General features: G+C 53.9%; 15 protein-coding genes. 7 read left to right on the top strand and 8 right to left on the bottom strand.

All coding sequences use genetic code 11. The features are described from left to right. Positions 1 to 125 precede the first annotated feature (125 nt). The 4 genes from DQM29_RS17730 to DQM29_RS17715 all read left to right on the top strand — a co-directional run bounded on the left by DQM29_RS17730 (position 126) and on the right by DQM29_RS17715 (position 4806). Entirely contained in the window at positions 126 to 2141 is a 2016-nt protein-coding gene (locus DQM29_RS17730) for a TonB-dependent hemoglobin/transferrin/lactoferrin family receptor (protein ID WP_111741892.1), read from the top strand. Between the two features lie 96 nt (positions 2142 to 2237). Continuing rightward, positions 2238 to 3284: a hemin-degrading factor gene (locus tag DQM29_RS17725; RefSeq protein WP_111741891.1), complete on the top strand. Its 1047-nt coding sequence runs from the start codon at positions 2238 to 2240 to the stop codon at positions 3282 to 3284. Beyond that, the gene (locus tag DQM29_RS17720; protein WP_111741890.1) at positions 3281 to 4114 is read left to right on the top strand and encodes a heme/hemin ABC transporter substrate-binding protein; all 834 of its coding nucleotides are present in this window, start codon (positions 3281 to 3283) and stop codon (positions 4112 to 4114) included. Before DQM29_RS17725 ends, DQM29_RS17720 begins: the two co-directional genes overlap by 4 nt. Positions 4115 to 4341: 227 nt before the next feature. Then, positions 4342 to 4806 (top strand): hypothetical protein, encoded by a 465-nt coding sequence (locus DQM29_RS17715; protein WP_170126595.1) that lies wholly within the window; start codon positions 4342 to 4344, stop codon positions 4804 to 4806. Positions 4807 to 4873: 67 nt separating this feature from the next. Here the strand turns inward: DQM29_RS17715 and phoU are convergent, their stop codons facing one another. The 5 genes from phoU to pstS all read right to left on the bottom strand — a co-directional run bounded on the left by phoU (position 4874) and on the right by pstS (position 9468). Continuing rightward, positions 4874 to 5587: a phosphate signaling complex protein PhoU gene (gene phoU, locus DQM29_RS17710; RefSeq protein ID WP_111741889.1), complete on the bottom strand. Its 714-nt coding sequence runs from the start codon at positions 5585 to 5587 to the stop codon at positions 4874 to 4876. A gap of 144 nt (positions 5588 to 5731) precedes the next feature. After that, positions 5732 to 6502 carry a phosphate ABC transporter ATP-binding protein PstB gene (pstB, locus tag DQM29_RS17705; RefSeq protein WP_111742150.1) on the bottom strand — a complete coding sequence of 257 codons (771 nt, stop codon included), beginning with the start codon at positions 6500 to 6502 and terminating at the stop codon, positions 5732 to 5734. A 22-nt stretch (positions 6503 to 6524) separates the two neighbouring features. Next, the gene (gene pstA / locus DQM29_RS17700; protein ID WP_111741888.1) at positions 6525 to 7409 is read right to left on the bottom strand and encodes a phosphate ABC transporter permease PstA; all 885 of its coding nucleotides are present in this window, start codon (positions 7407 to 7409) and stop codon (positions 6525 to 6527) included. Between the two features lies 1 nt (position 7410). Continuing rightward, positions 7411 to 8367, bottom strand: coding sequence for a phosphate ABC transporter permease PstC (gene pstC, locus DQM29_RS17695; RefSeq protein ID WP_111741887.1), 957 nt, complete (start codon positions 8365 to 8367; stop codon positions 7411 to 7413). A gap of 60 nt (positions 8368 to 8427) precedes the next feature. Next, a complete protein-coding gene (gene pstS, locus DQM29_RS17690; RefSeq protein ID WP_111741886.1) occupies positions 8428 to 9468 on the bottom strand; it encodes a phosphate ABC transporter substrate-binding protein PstS in 1041 nt (346 codons plus the stop codon). 314 nt (positions 9469 to 9782) lie between these two features. On the opposite strand from pstS, the gene DQM29_RS17685 reads away from it, so the two are divergent. Next, on the top strand, positions 9783 to 11171 hold the full coding sequence (locus DQM29_RS17685) for a nicotinate phosphoribosyltransferase (protein ID WP_111741885.1): 1389 nt from the start codon (positions 9783 to 9785) through the stop codon (positions 11169 to 11171). A gap of 13 nt (positions 11172 to 11184) precedes the next feature. Here the strand turns inward: DQM29_RS17685 and DQM29_RS18255 are convergent, their stop codons facing one another. Beyond that, positions 11185 to 11355: a hypothetical protein gene (locus DQM29_RS18255; RefSeq protein WP_170126568.1), complete on the bottom strand. Its 171-nt coding sequence runs from the start codon at positions 11353 to 11355 to the stop codon at positions 11185 to 11187. 85 nt (positions 11356 to 11440) lie between these two features. On the opposite strand from DQM29_RS18255, the gene yfcC reads away from it, so the two are divergent. Next, entirely contained in the window at positions 11441 to 12916 is a 1476-nt protein-coding gene (yfcC, locus tag DQM29_RS17680) for a putative basic amino acid antiporter YfcC (RefSeq protein ID WP_206750038.1), read from the top strand. A gap of 41 nt (positions 12917 to 12957) precedes the next feature. Here the strand turns inward: yfcC and DQM29_RS17675 are convergent, their stop codons facing one another. After that, a complete protein-coding gene (locus tag DQM29_RS17675) occupies positions 12958 to 14016 on the bottom strand; it encodes a bifunctional nicotinamide-nucleotide adenylyltransferase/Nudix hydroxylase (RefSeq protein WP_111741883.1) in 1059 nt (352 codons plus the stop codon). A 147-nt stretch (positions 14017 to 14163) separates the two neighbouring features. Here DQM29_RS17675 and DQM29_RS17670 point away from each other — a divergent pair, with 147 nt between their 5' ends. Then, the gene (locus DQM29_RS17670) at positions 14164 to 14898 is read left to right on the top strand and encodes an NUDIX hydrolase (RefSeq protein WP_111741882.1); all 735 of its coding nucleotides are present in this window, start codon (positions 14164 to 14166) and stop codon (positions 14896 to 14898) included. A gap of 110 nt (positions 14899 to 15008) precedes the next feature. Here the strand turns inward: DQM29_RS17670 and glmS are convergent, their stop codons facing one another. Next, positions 15009 to 16844: a glutamine--fructose-6-phosphate transaminase (isomerizing) gene (gene glmS / locus DQM29_RS17665; protein WP_111741881.1), complete on the bottom strand. Its 1836-nt coding sequence runs from the start codon at positions 16842 to 16844 to the stop codon at positions 15009 to 15011. Positions 16845 to 16871 lie beyond the last annotated feature (27 nt).

Here is a 16871-nt window from a genome sequence, read left to right as displayed (position 1 = left end):
AATCCCCCGTTACCTACCGCATTATGCGCTAGTAGACGGGACTATTTCAGCCAGCCACCCAGACCTCGCGTCAAGGCAGCCAGCAGCTTTCGTTTCATTGATGACTTTCATGGAGTGTTGCAGCTATGCTTCGCCTATCGCCCTTGTGTATTACCCTTGCCTGCGCCTTACCGCTTATGGCTAACGCCCAATCACAAAACGCCACCGCCAGTAATGACGTCATGACCGTCGTCGCCACCGGTAACGATCGAAACGCCTTTGAAGCGCCGATGATGGTGACTGTTGTTGACCCTTCAGCGCCAGAGAATCTGGCAGTGAACAGCGCAGCAGATCTCGTGCGTTCCATTCCCGGCATCACGATATCAGGCATTGGCCGCAGCAACGGTCAGGACATCACCATGCGCGGCTACGACAAGCGCGGCATACTGATGCTGGTGGACGGCATTCGTCAGGGAACCGATACCGGTCACCTGAACGGCATTTTCCTCGATCCCGCTCTGATAAAGCGCGTTGAAGTGGTTCGAGGCCCGTCAGCCCAGCTGTACGGCAGTGGCGCACTCGGCGGCGTTATCGCCTTTGAAACCGTTGATGCCAAAGATCTGCTGCGCGACGGTGAGCAGGGCGGCGTGCGCCTGTTCGGTTCAGGCGCAACGCTAGATCACAGTCAGGCGATGGGCATCACCGCCTTCGGCCGCACTGACAGTCTGGACGGCATCTTTTCTGCAAACTTCCGCGACAAGGGCAACCTGAGGCTCAGCAACGGCGAAACCGCCCCTAACGACGAAAACATCGGCTCTTTCCTGGCAAAGGGCACCTGGTACATGACGGACGCCCAGTCGCTGACGGCTAATCTGCGCTACTACAACAACGATGCCAGAGAGCCAAAGAACCCGCAAAACGCGCAGCCGGGCACCACGTCAACCGACCTGATGACCGATAGAACCACTGAAAGCAAAGACGCCCAGCTGGTATATCGTCTCAATCCGTCCGATCTGGATTGGCTGGACGCTACCACTCGCGTTTACTACTCAGAAACCAATATCGACTCCACGCCGGAAGGCAAGCGTGAGGAAGGCCGCAAGCAGAAAACCGAAGGCATTAAGGTTGAAAACCGCTCTCGCCTGTTCCAGCAAAGCGCTGTTCCAAACCACCTGACCTACGGGGCGGAAACCTATAAGCAGAAGCAAAATCCGAGCGGCGCCACCACCAGTTTCCCCGAAGCAGAAATCAAATTTGCCTCCGGCTGGCTGCAGGATGAACTGACCCTGCGGGATTTACCCGTGTCGTTTATCGCCGGCGTGCGCTACGACAACTACAAGGCTGAAAGCAGCGGCTATAGCGATATCGATGCCGATCAGTGGTCGCCGAAGGTTGCCATGAGCATCTTCCCTACCCAGTGGCTGAGCCTGTTCGCTTCCTATTCTGAAGCCTTCCGGGCACCCACCATGGGGGAAATGTACAACGACTCCCTGCACTTCAGCATGGGGCCAAACATGAACAACTACTGGAAGCCTAACCCTAACCTGAAGCCGGAAACCAACGCCACCACCGAAGCCGGATTTGGCCTGCGGTTTGATAACCTGCTGATGGCTGACGACGGCCTGAAATTTAAAGCCAGCTATTTCAACACCAAGGCTGAAGACTACATCGATACCACCGTCAACATGAAAGTAGGCTATCGGCCGGGCGTCGGCGTGATCTGCTCGCCGTGTGAAACCACCTCGGTCAACATTCCTCGCGCCAAAATCTGGGGCTGGGATCTGATGATGGACTATCAGACCAACTACTTCGACATGAGCGTTGCCTACAACCGCACCAGCGGTAAAAACGAAGACACCGGAGCCTGGCTCTCAACCGTTAGCCCGGACACCGTATCTACCAAGCTTAACGTCCCTCTGGGCAATACTAATGCCGCCGTAGGCTGGATAGGCGTGTTCGCTGACCGCATCAAGGATGCGCCGACGCCTCAGAGCGGCTACGCCACTCACGACTTCTACGTCAGCTATAAGCCAGACCTGTTTAAAGACAGGATGACCACCAGCGTGGTGATCTCCAACGCCTTTGACAAAGAGTACTACACGCCTAACGGCGTGCTGCAGGACGGTCGCAACGTGAAGCTGTTTGCCAGCTATCAGTTCTAACGCTTTAACGAACCAAGTCCATAGGCCGCTCGCACTGTGCGAGTGGCCTAAACGGCAGGGTGCGAATTCAACCAACCGCTATACGGGAAAAGAAAGATGACAATCTCTTTATACGATCGCTATCTACAGGCCAAACAGCAGCACCCTGAGGAGTTTGCCAGAGATCTGGCTAAGCGACTCGGCGTCAGCGAAGCAGAGCTGACCCACGCCCGCGTGGGTCACGACGCACAGCGCTTGAATAGTGATGACGTCCGGGCGCTTCTGGCAGCGCTTGAGAATGTCGGCGAAACCAAGGCCATTACCCGCAATGAATACGCGGTGCATGAGCAAGTGGGCGCCTATGCCAATCAGCACCTCAGCGGTCATGCAGGGCTGATACTGAACCCGTACGCGCTGGATCTTCGCCTATTTCTCAACCACTGGCTTTTTGCCTTTGCCTTGACGGAGCAGACGGCACGCGGTGAACGCCGCAGCATTCAATTTTTTGACGCCAGCGGAGACGCACTGCATAAAACCTATGCAACGGAAAATACTGACATGTCCGCCTGGCAGCAGGTTATCGATACCTTCACTCTCTCGGATAACCCTGCACTAACGGGGCTTTCTTCTGAACCGGAAAAAGCGGCGGAAGCGAGTGCGATTGACAGTGCAGCTATCGATCGCGAATGGCGTGAAATGACTGACGTCCACCAGTTTTTCACCCTGTTGCGTAAACATAACATCAGCCGCCAGCAGGCCTTTGCCGCCGTAGATAACGATCTGGCTCAGCGCATCGACAATCAGTCTTTACGCCAGCTGCTGGATATGGCGAAAAACGATGCCAACGACATTATGGTGTTTGTAGGCAACCGAGGCTGCGTTCAGATTTTCACAGGTAAAATCGAGCGCGTCGTTCCCCACGGCAAGTGGCTGAACATCTTTAACCGCGACTTCGTTCTGCACTTGATAGAAGACGACATTGTCGAAAGCTGGATCACCCGCAAACCGACCAAAGACGGCATCGTCACCAGCCTTGAGCTGTTCGCTGCCGACGGCACGCAAATCGCCCAGCTTTACGGCCAGCGCACTGAAGGGCAGGAAGAGCAGTCCCAGTGGAGAAAACAGTTGGACAAGCTGCTTCAACAGCCGATGGTGTTTGCATGAAAAAAACGTTGATAAAAACAGCGCTGGTTCTCAGTGCCCTGTTCAGCACGGCGTCTTTCGCCGCCGAACAGCGGGTTATCAGCATAGGCGGTGACGTAACAGAAATCGTCTATGCGCTGAACGCACAGAACCTGCTGGTGGGACGCGATTCCACCAGCATGACGCCCAAAACGGTTCTAAGCCTGCCCGACGTCGGCTACATGCGCCAGCTCAACGCAGAAGGGCTTCTTTCCCTTAAGCCGACGCTGATACTCGCCAGCGAGCTTTCCCAGCCGACGCTGGCGCTGGAGCAGGTAAAAAACAGCGGTGTTAGCATTGTCAGCGTACCCGGTACGCCATCCCTTGAGACAGTAACAAAGAAAATCGCCGTCGTCGCTGACGCGCTGGGGAAAAAGCCCGAAGGTGAACAGCTTATTGCTGACTTTAACCGACAGCTCGACGCGCTACCGAAAAAGTCTCTGACAACCAAAGTGCTGTTTGTCATGAACTACGGCGGTGGTGAACCGATGGCCGCCGGGCAAAATACCGCCGCCGAAGCCATTATCACCCAAGCGGGCGGGAAAAACGCTATGCAGGGCTTTAACCGCTATCGTCCTCTTTCCCAAGAGGGCGTCGTTGCCGCCGCGCCCGATCTTCTCCTTATTACCACCACAGGCTTTCAGACTCTGGGCGGTGAAGAGAAAATCTGGCAGCTTCCCGGCATTCGCCACACTCCCGCCGGGCAGAACCATCGCCTTCTGGTCGTTGACGATCTGGCGCTGCTGGGCTTTAGCCTGAAAACGCCAGAGGTAATGGCTGAGCTGCAAAAGGCGATGGATATCCAGCCCTAGCGCACTAAGTTGATAAGAACATAAGTTGATAAGAATAAAGGCTCGAAGGAGAGAAGATCTCTTTCGAGCCTTTTGACTTCTATCACGCTAATAACCAACGAAAGGAATAAGATAGTTCCCTTTGTGACTTTATTAAAAGGGAAGTAAATATGAACAAAACGTGGAAATGGGTCTTCGGAGCCGCATGCGGGATGCTTTTTTCTTTTCAGGCCAGCGCTCAGGTCGATATGGTACGCCAGCAGCTTCCTGAGCAGGGCATCTCGATTGATATTCCCAAGGGCTTTACCCCGATGGACGAGATGATGAAAAAAATGAAGTATCCGTCGGAAAACCGCCCAAACGTTATTTTTACCGATGAAAAAGGAAAGGTTAACGTGGCGATAAACGCAGGCATGGCGCCGTTAAGAGCGGAACAGCTAGACGTTTATAAAGACTTTATGCTTAAAGCCATGAGCAACTATCAGCCAACCGCAGAAGAAGTCACTCTGGACGGGGGCAAGAAAGCCTGGCTCATTAGCTTCGTTTCTAAAGCGGTAGACACCGACATTCATAACACTATGCTGGTGACGTCCGTTAAGGACAAGGCCGTTATTGCTGCGTTTAACGCCACAAAAGACCAGTGGGATATCTATAAAGATTCGGTCAAACCGTCTTTACTGTCGATAAAGTTTGAAGAAAGCGCAGCCAAATAGCTGACGTAGCCAAACAAAAAAGGCCGCCTGACAAAGACCGGCGGCCGATATCTTTCTGTCATCCCAGTTACTTCTTCGCCAGCACGCTCTCTATTTCATCTCCACTCAGGTGGCGGAAGTCCTGCCCCTTAACGAAGTAAAAGATAAACTCGCAGATATTCTGGCAGCGGTCACCGATACGCTCGATAGAGCGGGCGCAGGCCAGCGCGGTTAGCACGCTAGGGATGGTTCGCGGGTCTTCCATCATATAGGTCATCAGCTGGCGAATAATGCCTTCGTACTCCAAATCGACCTTTTTGTCTTCCCGGTAGATGCGCACGGCCTCATCGATGTCCATGCGGGCAAAGGCGTCCAGCACGTCGTGCAGCATCTGCACAGTATGACGACCCAGCGACTCCAGATTCACCAGCAGCGTCTTATGCTGCTGAGAGAACTTCTCCAGCGCCATGCGGCAGATTTTGTCCGCCACATCGCCGATCCGCTCCAGCTCAGAGACAGTTTTGGTGATCGCCATCACCAGGCGAAGATCGCTGGCGGTAGGCTGGCGCTTGGCGATGATGCGCACACACGCCTCATCGATGTCGACTTCCATTTTGTTGACCTTGTGGTCATCGTCAATCACCCGCTGCGCCATGGCCTCATCCGCCTGATGCATTGCGTTGATAGCGTCTGTCAACTGCTGCTCCACCAACCCGCCCATCACCATCACCTGTGTGCGGATGTGCTCCAGTTCGGCGTTAAACTGGCCGGAAATATGCTTGCCTAAGTTTAGGTTTTCCATTTTTAATCCTCATATATTTACACTAAATACTTCGCGTTGCAGGAAGGCGGCAAGCGAGGGAATCCCCAGGAGCTTACATAAGTAAGTGACTGGGGTGAGCGAGCGCAGCCAACGCACCTGCGGCGCGAAGTATGACGTGTAAAATCAACCATAGCGGCCAGTGATATAGTCTTCAGTCTGTTTCTTCTGCGGTGTAGTAAACATCATATCGGTATTGGAATACTCAATAAGCTCCCCCAGATACATAAACGCTGTATAGTCGGAGCAGCGGGCGGCCTGCTGCATATTGTGGGTCACGATCACCACCGTATAGTCTGACTTCAGCTCGCTGATAAGCTCTTCGATGCGCCCGGTTGAGATCGGGTCGAGCGCGGAACAGGGTTCATCGAGCAGCAGCACTTCCGGCTTGATGGCGATACCGCGGGCAATGCACAAACGCTGCTGCTGCCCACCGGACAGGCTGTAGCCACTCTGGTTCAGCTTGTCTTTGGTTTCATCCCACAGGGCGGCTTTAGTCAGCGCCCACTGCACTCGTTCGTCCATCTGCGCGCGAGGAAGCCGCTCAAACAGGCGTACGCCAAAGGCAATGTTGTCGTAAATCGACATGGGAAACGGCGTTGGCTTTTGGAATACCATCCCCACTTTGGCGCGCAGCAGTGCGACGTCTTGGGAGTTGTCCAGAATGTTGTCGCCGTCCAGCAGGATTTGCCCGGTCGCGTTCTGCTCTGGATAAAGCTGATACATCTTGTTAAAAGTGCGCAGCAGGGTTGATTTGCCGCAGCCGGATGGGCCGATAAAGGCCGTCACCTGATTTTTAGCGATGTCCAACGAGATGTTCTTCAGCGCGTGGAACTTCCCGTAGTAAAAGTTGAGATCGCGCACCTGAATTTTGCTTTCGCAAGAAGTGGTTCCCATAGGCGTCATGACTTCCTCTCTCTTAATATTTCTTCTTGGCAAAAATGACACGCGCCAGAATGTTCAGTAACAGCACGCACAGCGTAATTAGCAGTACACCCGCCCAGGCCAGCTGTTGCCATTCGGCAAAAGGACTCATGGCAAACTTGAATATCGTTACCGGCAGGTTGGCTATCGGGTACGACAGGTCAAGGCTCCAGAACTGGTTCGACAGGGCGGTAAACAGCAGCGGAGCGGTTTCCCCGGCGATACGGGCGATAGCCAGCAGCACCCCAGTAATGATGCCGGAGGTTGAGGCCTTCAGCGTCAGCGACAGAACGATTTTCCACTTGGGCGTACCAAGGGCATAGGCCGCCTCACGCAGGGTGTCTGGCACTAGCCGCAGCATGTTTTCAGTCGTGCGGATCACAATAGGCACCTGCAGCAGCGCTAGCGCAATGACGCCCGCCCAGCCTGAGAAGCGCTCCATCTGAGTCACGACCAGCGTATAAACAAACAGGCCAACGACAATCGAAGGAGCTGACAGCAGAATATCGTTGATAAAGCGCACGACCGACGCCAGCCAAGACTTGCGCCCGTACTCCGCCAGATAGATGCCCGCCAGAATGCCCAGCGGCGTACCGATAACCGTCGCCCACAGGATCAGCAGGCCGCTGCCCGCGATGGCGTTAGCAAGCCCACCACCTTGAGTATTAGGCGGCGGCGTCATTTCGGTAAACAGAGCCAGCGACATGCCGTCGATACCGCGGGTAAAGGTAGAAAACAGGATCCAGATAAGCCAAAACAGGCCAAAGGCCATTGCCAGCATGGATACCAGCAGCGCCATGCGGTTTTTCTGGCGGCGCCACGCCTGCATGCTGCGGCGGGTCGCTTCGCGGGAGGCGGCTTCCGATCTCACAATGCTCATCTTAGCGCCCCTCATTCTTGTTTAAACGTAGGATCATCAGCTTGGACAGCGACAGAACGATAAAGGTAATCACAAACAGAATCAGCCCAAGCTCCATCAGCGCGGCAGTGTGCAGCCCCGATTCCGCTTCGGCGAACTCGTTAGCCAGCGCCGAGGTAATACTGTTGCCGGGCATAAACAGCGAGAAGCTGTCGAGCTGGTAGGTGTTGCCGATAATGAAGGTCACCGCCATGGTTTCCCCCAGCGCTCGCCCGAGACCCAGCATCACACCGCCAATCACGCCGTTTTTGGTATAGGGCAGCACAATGCGGCGAATAACTTCCCAAGTGGTGCAGCCGATGCCGTAGGCGGACTCTTTCAGCAGCGTTGGCGTCTGCTCAAACACGTCACGCATCACTGCAGCAATATAGGGAATAATCATAATGGCCAGAATTACCCCGGCAGCCAGAATGCCGATACCAAAGGCCGGGCCAGACAGTAGGGTTCCGATAATAGGAATGCTCGAGACCACGTCTCCCACTGGCTGTTGAAAATATTCAGCGAACAGCGGCGCGAAGATAAACAGGCCCCACATGCCATAAACGATGCTGGGGATTGCCGCCAGCAGCTCAATGGCAATCCCTAGCGGGCGCTTGAGCCAGTTAGGAGCCAGCTCTGTCAGAAACAGTGCGATACCGAAGCTCACCGGCACGGCGATCAGCAGCGCGATAATAGAAGTGACGATCGTGCCGTAAATCGGCACCAGCGCGCCGAACTCATCAGCGGGCGCATCCCATTCTTTGTTCCAGAGAAAGCTGAGGCCGAACTTTTGTATGCTCGGCCAAGAGGCAACAATCAGAGAAACGATAATGCCGCCCAGCAGTAAAAGCGTAATCAGCGCCGCCAGTCTGACTAGCGCGCTGAAAATAATATCGCCCTGCTTTCCCGGCGCTTTTATCATTGGCTTGTATTCCGCCATTGGGTCTCCCTGCGGTGGGTTAGCGCCCTCTCTTTTTCAGAGAGGGCGACCAAAAGTTAATTAGTAAATGGGTTTGCCGCTGGCATCTTTAATCTGGGTTTTCCAAGCGCTGCGCACTTGCTCAATGACCGCATCAGGCAGCACGGCGTAGTCCAACTCTTTCGCCAGAGTACCGCCCTTGGTGTAGCCCCAGTCGAAGAACTTCAGCACTTCAGCGCCGCGCTTGGCGTCTTTCTGGGTTTTATGCACCAGAATGAACGTTGTAGAGGTGATCGGCCAGGCGTCTTTACCTTTCTGGAAGGTCAAATCCTGAGCGAACGACTTAGACCAGTCGATGCCTTTAGCCGCAGCGCTAAAAGATTCCTGAGTAGGACTGACCGCTTCACCGTTAGCGGAGATTAACTTGGTGTAGGCTAGATTGTTCTGCTTGGCATAGGCATATTCCACATAGCCAATAGAGCCCGGCAGGCGCTGTACGAAAGCGGCAATGCCGTCGTTACCCTTACCGCCTAGGCCAATTGGCCATTTTACCGTAGAGCCGACGCCTACTTGCGCTTTCCACTCGGGGCTGACTTTCGCCAGATAGCTGGTAAACACGAATGAGGTACCGGAGCCGTCAGCGCGGCGAACAACGTTAATGGCCTGATCCGGCAGCTTCACGCCGGGGTTCAGTTTGGCAATAGCCGGGTCATTCCACTTCTTCACCGTGCCGAGGTAGATATCTCCCAGCGTTTTACCGTCCAGCGTCAGCTCCCCTGACTTAATGCCCTGAACGTTTACCGCCATCACGACACCGCCGATCACGGTAGGAAACTGGAACAGGTCTTCTTTTTCCAGACGCTCGTCAGCCAGCGGGGCATCCGATGCGCCGAAGTCAACAGTATTGGCGTTGATTTGCTTAACGCCGCCGGATGAACCGATCCCCTGATAGTTAATGTTGTTGCCGTGCTCTTTTTGATAGCTGTCCGCCCACTTGGCGTAAACAGGAGCCGGGAAGGTCGCGCCCGCACCGGTGATGTTTTCAGCGGCAAAGGCAGTAAGTGCAGTCATTGAAACGGTGGCGGCTATGCCGAAAGCGAGCGTTGTACGTATCAGTTTCATGATTCCTCCTAAAGGAATGCGATTGTCTCTGTAGCAAGCAAAACGTCAGATGATTAACGAGTACGCTGGAAACATTAAGACCCTTTGATGACAGTATAATGTCGGGTCTATTACAGTTTTATGACAGCCGACTTTTTCCTGTAAGCAAAGGTGTTTTTATATTAGTGGCAAATTGCCATTAAATTTTATTGACCCACATAGTGTCTTTGTGCCACTATATTAAACACAGGGTAGGAGCTACCCTTAAGGGCAGGAAACTGCCGCCGTGCTGGACAGACCGGCGCGGGACATTCATTGATTGGAGGATTTCCATCATGCATAACCTGATACTCAACAGCGATTCTTACAAGACGTCCCACTTCCTTCAGTACCCACAGGGGACGGAATACATCTCCAGCTATATTGAATCCCGCGGCGGTGTTTACCCTAAAACACTATTTTTTGGCCTGCAGATGTTTATCAAGCAGTACCTGATGACCCCAATCACCCTGACGGACATCAACGAAGCCGAAGAGATGATGGCGCTGCACGGCCTGCCGTTTAACTATGATGGCTGGATGCATATTTTGCAGGCGCACAGCGGCTACCTGCCGCTGGAAATTGAAGCGGTACCGGAAGGAACGCTGGTGCCGACGGGTAATGTGCTGGTTCAGGTTATCAACACCGATCCCAAGTGTGCATGGCTTACCAGCTATATAGAAACTGCGCTGCTGCGCGCTGTCTGGTACCCGACGACGGTGGCGACCATCTCCAAAGCCTGCCACAGCCTGATAGCGCGCTATTTACAGGATACTGCCGACTCCCTCGATGGCTTACCGTTTAAACTGCACGACTTCGGCGCCAGAGGAGCAAGCTCAGAAGAGAGCGTCAGCATCGGCAGCCTAGCCCATTTAGTCAACTTTATGGGCACCGACAGCCTAGCAGCGCTGGTTAGCGCCAAGCGCTTTTATCACAGCCCAATGGCCGGATTTTCCATTCCTGCCGCCGAGCACAGCACCATCACCAGCTGGGGCCGCGAGGGAGAAACAGACGCCTATGCCAATATGCTTAGACGCTTTGGAGGCAAGGGTCGAACCGTTGCCGTGGTCAGCGATTCCTACGACCTTTGGAACGCCATCGATAACATTTGGGGCGGCAGCCTGAAATCACAGGTGGAAAGCAACGGCGGCACGCTGGTGATCCGCCCCGACTCTGGCGATCCTGTCGCTATTGTCAATGAAGCTATTGAGCGCCTGATGGCAAAATTCGGCTTTCGCGTGAACAACAAAGGCTACAAGGTGCTGCCGGACTTTATCCGTATTATTCAGGGGGATGGCATTTCAGCCTCTTCTATCGCCGATATCCTGCGGGAAATGAAGAATCGACGCCTGAGTGCGGAAAACGTGGCGTTCGGTATGGGCGGTGAACTGCTGCAAAAAGTGAATCGCGATACGCAGAAGTTCGCCATGAAGGCTTCCGCCATCTGTATTAACGGCCAGTGGAAAGACATCTACAAAGACCCAATCACTGACAGCGTGAAGCGCTCTAAAAAAGGCCGACTGGCGCTGATAAAAGACAACGGCGAGTTTAAAACCGTCGCTCGGGACAGCATAGCCCCAGAGAAAAATCTGCTGGTGCCGGTATATCGCGACGGTCAGCTAGTTGTTGACGACACACTGGACGCTATTCGCCAGAAAGCCGTGCAGGACTGTATCACGGCTTAACTGTCACAGTTCATCAATGCTGCTCATCAATCAACGCGGGGGCTAACGTTCCCGCTTTTTTATCACCACTGTTTTTATCGCTATCACTTTTATTTTTCTCTCTAGCTCTAAATCTACGCGCCTTTTTCTTGATGTGATAATCAAGGGTAACTACTATCGTCTCTTCTTTAATTAACCCCAACATAAATACGACTATGGATAACGCACAGCATCAGGGAAAGCCTGAAAGTCACACTCCGGACATTGTTCGCGCTAACAGGCGCAGCAGAATGCCAGACACGCTTATCATCATCTTCTTTATCGGCATTTTTGTTTCGGCCTTAACTTATTTCATCCCCGTTGGCTCATTTCAGATCAAAGAGGTTCACTATCTGGTCGAAGGGGTAGAAAAAGCCCGTAAGGTTATCGACCCGACGTCTTTTAGCTACGCAACCGATCCTGACGGTCAGCCGATATTTAAAAAGATTGCGCTGTTTGCCAGCGGTGACGGCATTGGACTGCTTAACTTCCCGTTTGAAGGGCTAGCTTCTGGAGATAAGTACGGCTCAGCCATCGGCATCATTATGTTTATGCTGGTGATTGGCGGTGCGTTCGGCATCGTTATGCGTACCGGCACTATCGACAACGGCATCTTGCGGCTTATCGATAAAACTCGCGGCAACGAAATACTCTTTATTCCCGCCATGTTTTTCCTGTTCTCGCTAGGCGGCGCGGTATTTGGCATGGGGGAAGAGGCGATAGCCTTTGCCATCATCATTGCGCCGCTGATGGTCAGGCTCGGCTACGACAGCATTACAACCGTCATGGTGACCTACGTTGCCACTCAAATAGGCTTTGCAACGTCGTGGATGAACCCGTTTAGTGTGGTGATTGCGCAGGGTATTGCCGACGTGCCGGTGCTGTCGGGCTCGACGCTTCGCATCTGCCTGTGGCTTGGATTTACGCTATTTGGCACCGCTTTTACCATGGCCTATGCGCGCAAGATCAAGCGCGCGCCGGAAAAGTCCTACAGCTACCACAGCGATAACTATTTCCGCGAACGGTCAACGCAGGTAAAAAAAGCGGACTTCGGCCTAGGCTACTGGCTGGTGCTGTTGACGATTGTCGGCGTGATGGTCTGGGTGGTTTGGGGCGTAGTGGCTCACGGCTGGTACATTCCGGAAATTGCCGGACAGTTTTTCGCTATGGGCGTGATAACAGCCATTATCGGTGTGCTGTTTAGGCTAAACGCCATGACGCTTAACGACGCTGCCGACGCTTTTAAAGAGGGGGCAACGGTCATGATTGCTCCCGCACTGCTGGTCGGCTTTGCTAAAGGCATAATGCTGCTTATCAGCGGTTCCGGCGCCAGCGATCCTAGCGTGCTCAATACCGTTCTCAACAGCACTGCTGGGATGATTGGCGGCATGCACGACTCTTTTGCCGCCTGGTGTATGTATACCTTTCAGTCGATTTTTAACTTCTTCGTTCCATCAGGTTCCGGCCAAGCAGCGCTGACCATGCCGCTGATGGCCCCGCTAAGCGACCTGATAGGCGTTACGCGTCAGGTTTCCGTGCTGGCGTTCCAACTGGGGGATGGATTTACCAACGTGGTAATTCCCACCTCGGCTTCTCTGATGGGCACGCTGGGCGTATGCCGCGTTGACTGGGGTAACTGGATCCGCTTCAGCTGGCGCTTCATGCTGTGGCTGTTCATCTTCTCCAGCATTGTGGTGATCGGCGCTCAGATGGGCGGCTATGCGTAAAGTCTAAAGATTCGGGGAAGCCAAGGCTTCCCCGAATTTCATCACCCCGTTCCCAGCATGTGCTGAATAATAAAGTAGTGATCTTCAAACATAACCTGCGGGTCAAGCTCGCTGAGCGGTACCCATCGAGCGGCTCTGGCGTCATCGCCTCCCTTCACCTTCGGCAGCGCAGTATCGGGAGCCAGCTCGATATAAAACGCATGAGTAATGGTTCTCCCCCGTGCTGAACGGTAGGGCGCGTCGTACACCCCCTGTTGCCTGATAGACCCCTTAAGCACTGGCGTAGGCACTTTCAATCTGGTTTCCTCACGCAGTTCCCTTAGGCAGGCCTCCAGTAAGCGCTCACCCTGATCGACAAATCCTCCCGGTAGTGCCCACAGGCCCTTTCCGGGGCTGGCGCGGCGCTCGATAAGCAAAATATGACCGGACTGGATCACTACCGCATCAACGGTGACAAACACCGGTGGATAGGGTGCCGCTTTCCACGCCTCTCGATACTTTTTGATGAAAGTGATCTCGTCATGAACCTGACTGTAACCAGAAGCCTTTTGGGCAAACTCCGCCAAATAGTTAGCCACCTGCGGCGGTAAAACACCGAGTTGAACCTGCTCATCCAGCACGCTTCGAGGCTCGTCGGTAAAAAAAGCTTCCCTCAGAGGAGTCGCGCTGATGTCGCGCACGCTGTCGATGCTCACGCTGTGCCATTGAGGAAACAGGCTTAAATAAAAGCCGGTGCTGTCCTTCTTATGACCTATCAAGGCAACTTTAGCCGGGCGGTGGGGTGAAAGATGGTGAGCGGTCACTAATCCGTTGACCGTGGACTGAACGTTGCGCACCCACAGCTCGTCGTTGTACATCACATCCATCAGCGGCAAGCAGAGCAATCTGGCATTCTCTTCAGGCGCCAAACAGCGACGGAGCATCTCTTCCCGCTCCTGATGCGTCCATGGATTACGTGGGCTTCTTGGCTCCCAGGCGGAGCCAATGAGCACAATCATCTTATCTGCCTGATTAAGCCCTTCGCGAACGACAGCCAAATGTCCATGATGAAAAGGCTGAAAGCGGCCGATAAAAACAGTGAAATCATAGGGTTTAGTCATATTGCAAGCTCCTTGCAAACGGGGATAGCGAAGCGTCTTTCGCCTGGCTTATCGAATACGAGCCTTGATATTGGCTCTCAACAGCCTTATTATTGGCTTATAGCCACTATATAGCAAGAACAAATCATCGGCAGCGGGGAAACCTTTATGTATCAAACAGAGCAAGAGTATCTGGATAACTACCGTATCCAGAATTATGACATCCCCCTGCTTTCTATCGACGTCGCTATTTTTACCCTGATAGCGGGCAGGCTTCATATTCTGCTGGTCGAACGCGGCTCGTTTCCCTTTAAAGGCGCGTGGGCGCTGCCCGGCGGCTTTATCAACAAGCAGCTGGATGAAAACCTGCACGCCTGCGCCCTGAGAAAGCTTGAAGAAAAAACCGGCGTGGCGATATCAACAGCGTTGCCGCACTTAGAGCAGGTGGAAACCGTCGGCAATGCAGAACGCGATCCGCGCGGCTGGTCGGTGACCACTCTGTATATGGCACTGATCCCTTACGCGCAGGTAAAAGGGTTTACCGATACAGTCACCGACGCGCGCTGGTGGCCTTTCGATGAGGCTAAAGCCTTGTCTCTGGCCTTTGACCATGAAACGCTGTTAGACAAGGCTCGCACCCGCCTAAAAAACAAAACGGCCTATACAGTACTACCCATCCACGCCGTCAGTGCGCCTTTTACCCTAACCCAGCTACAGCAGGCGTTTGAAGAGCTGCTGGAAAAACCGATTGAGAAAAAGTCGTTCCGCCGCCGCATTCTCTCCGCCGAGCTGTTGGAAGAAGCGGGACAAGGGCTACCGGAAGGGGGACTGGGAAGGATCGCCACGCTGTATCGACCCGCACCGGGATGCGGAGAACATACGTTTGTGTGGAGCCTGGGGTGAGAAGCGCCCAATAAAAATCCGGCTATGCTTTAAAAAAACATAGCCGGATTTGCCAAACTTACTTCTTTACAACTCTTCCACTGTCTTACTTTCTTCTTTTAAATAACGCGTTATTCTACCGTCACCGACTTCGCCAGATTGCGCGGTTGGTCAACGTCCGTGCCCTTAATCAGGGCAACGTGGTAGGAGAGCAGCTGTAGCGGGATGGTGTAAAAAATCGGCGCGGCGATTTCTTCTACGTGAGGCAGAGGAATAATCGTCATGCCTTCCCCGCTGGAGAAGCCCGCGTTTTCTTCGGCAAACACGTACAGCTGACCGCCACGCGCACGCACCTCTTCGATATTGGACTTCAGCTTTTCCAGCAGCTCGTTGTTTGGAGCGACGACGATAACCGGCATGTCGGCATCAATCAGCGCTAGAGGGCCGTGCTTCAGTTCACCTGCCGCATAGGCTTCCGCATGGATATAGGAAATCTCTTTAAGCTTCAGCGCCCCTTCCATCGCGATAGGGTACTGGTCGCCACGGCCGAGGAACAGCGCATGGTGCTTCTCAGAGAAGTCTTCCGCCAGCAGCTCAATGGACTTTTCCAAAGAAAGAAGCTGATCGATGCGGTTTGGCAGCGCCTGAAGCGCGTGCACAATCTCTTTTTCCTTTTGCTCGCTCATGCCGTGCAGGCGGCCAAAGCGAGCCACCAGCAGCAGCAGAACCGTCAGCTGAGTGGTGAATGCCTTAGTGGACGCTACGCCGATTTCCGCACCGGCGCGAGTCATCAGCGCAATGTCGGATTCACGCACCAGAGAAGAACCGTGCACGTTGCAAATAGCCAGCGAGCCTAAATAGCCAAGCTCTTTAGACAGGCGCAGCGCTGCCAGCGTGTCCGCCGTTTCACCCGACTGGGAAAGGGTCAGAAGCAGACTACCTTTGCGCACCGCTGGCTTGCGGTAGCGAAATTCGGACGCGATCTCAATGTCGCACGGCACACCGGCGACGGCTTCAAACCAGTAGCGCGCTACCATACCCGCGTGATAAGAGGTGCCGCAGGCAACGATTTGAATGTGCTGAACCTTTTCCAGCAGCTCTGTCGCAGACGGGCCCAGCTCTTCTAAAGAAACCAGTCCGTGGCTAATACGCCCTTCAAGGGTGTTTTTAATCGCCAGCGGTTGCTCGTAAATCTCTTTTTGCATGTAGTGGCGATAGATGCCCTTATCACCAGCATCGTACTGGCTGGTAGACTCTACCGCCGGGCGGTCAACCAAGGTGCCCTGCTTGTCAAAAATAGTGACAGACCGGCGAGTGACTTCCACCACGTCACCCTCTTCCATGTAGATAAAGCGGCGAGTTACCGGCAGCAGTGCTAGCTGGTCAGAAGCAACAAAGTTTTCGCCAAGACCGAGGCCGATTACCATCGGGCTGCCGGAGCGAGCGGCAACCAGTACGTCTGGGTTACGCCTGTCGACAATCGCCGTACCGTAAGCGCCGCGTAACGTCTTCAGAACGCGCTGTACCGCTTCCAACAGGCTAAGCTCTGCATTATTCTTCAGCTCTTCGTGTACCAGGTGAGCAATAACTTCAGTATCCGTTTCAGAGGTGAAAACGTAGCCCTTTTCTATCAGCTCGTCGCGCAGGGACTCGTAGTTTTCAATAATGCCGTTGTGCACGACGGCAATAAAGCCGGACTCGTGCGGGTGGGCGTTTGTCTCTGACGGCTCACCGTGAGTCGCCCAGCGGGTGTGGGCAATGCCCGTTCCACCCGACAGAGGATGCTCGCTAACCGCATCGCTCAGGCACTTAACCTTACCCAAACGGCGAACCCGCTGCAGGTGGTTATCGCTGTCAATCACCGCCAAACCGGCAGAGTCATACCCGCGGTATTCCAGACGGCGTAAGCCTTCCAACAGAATTTCTGCTACATCTCGCTGCGCTACTGCGCCAACAATTCCACACATCGTTTCTATTCCTGATTTAAGGAACTG

It is taken from the genome of Leminorella richardii (genome assembly GCF_900478135.1).
Classification (GTDB): Bacteria; Pseudomonadota; Gammaproteobacteria; order Enterobacterales; family Enterobacteriaceae; genus Leminorella; species Leminorella richardii.
This window is presented reverse-complemented; position numbering and strand designations above follow the sequence as displayed.